The 565-nt window shown below is 34.5% G+C and carries 2 protein-coding genes; one reads left to right on the forward strand and one right to left on the reverse strand.

Translation table 11 applies throughout. The features are described 5' to 3' along the window. Positions 1–284 (forward strand): tRNA-dihydrouridine synthase (locus TCEL_RS10430; RefSeq protein ID WP_040684037.1); only part of this gene is annotated, 284 nt, incomplete at its 5' end. On the opposite strand, the gene TCEL_RS13965 is transcribed toward TCEL_RS10430, so the two are convergent. Beyond that, positions 202–565, reverse strand: a 364-nt coding sequence (locus TCEL_RS13965) for a fibronectin type III domain-containing protein (RefSeq protein ID WP_479725390.1), incomplete at its 5' end; no start/stop codon positions are given. The two genes, TCEL_RS10430 and TCEL_RS13965, sit on opposite strands and share 83 nt — an antisense overlap.

The raw sequence follows: 565 nt of genomic DNA on the forward strand, positions 1-565 counted from the left end.
AAGGTTGGGATGAAACTAGTGTTAACGCAGTTGAGTTTGCTAAGATGTTGGAGCAATGTGGAGCAAGTGCCATTGCAATTCATGGAAGAACAAGAAGTCAAATGTATGAAGGTAAGGCTGATTGGGATATAATAAAGAAAGTTAAGCAAAGTGTTAATATACCTGTTATTGGGAATGGTGATGTTGTAACCTGTGAAGATGCTAAAAGGTTATTTGAATATACTGGCTGTGATGCAATAATGGAATTATTCCATTGCTATTTGCATAATTTATCTGATCTGTAGGAACTAATCCTGATATATTACCAAGTCCGTCTGTTATATATGTGTGTGTAATAACTGTGTTAAGAAGTGAAGTGTTGTTTACCATTGAATTATAGGAGGATTTATCCCCACTGTAATAGTAAGTTGCAAATCCAATAACCTGCTTTTGATTATTCACAACAACATTTTGTGTAGTTACTTTTATATGAGCAGAATCGCCAGATGTTCCATAGCTATTGTAGGCGCGAACATAAAACCAATAGACTGTAGCAGGTTTTAAATTTGATACTTTATAGCTTGTT

The organism is Thermobrachium celere DSM 8682 (genome assembly GCF_000430995.1).
GTDB lineage: Bacteria > Bacillota > Clostridia > Clostridiales > Caloramatoraceae > Thermobrachium > Thermobrachium celere.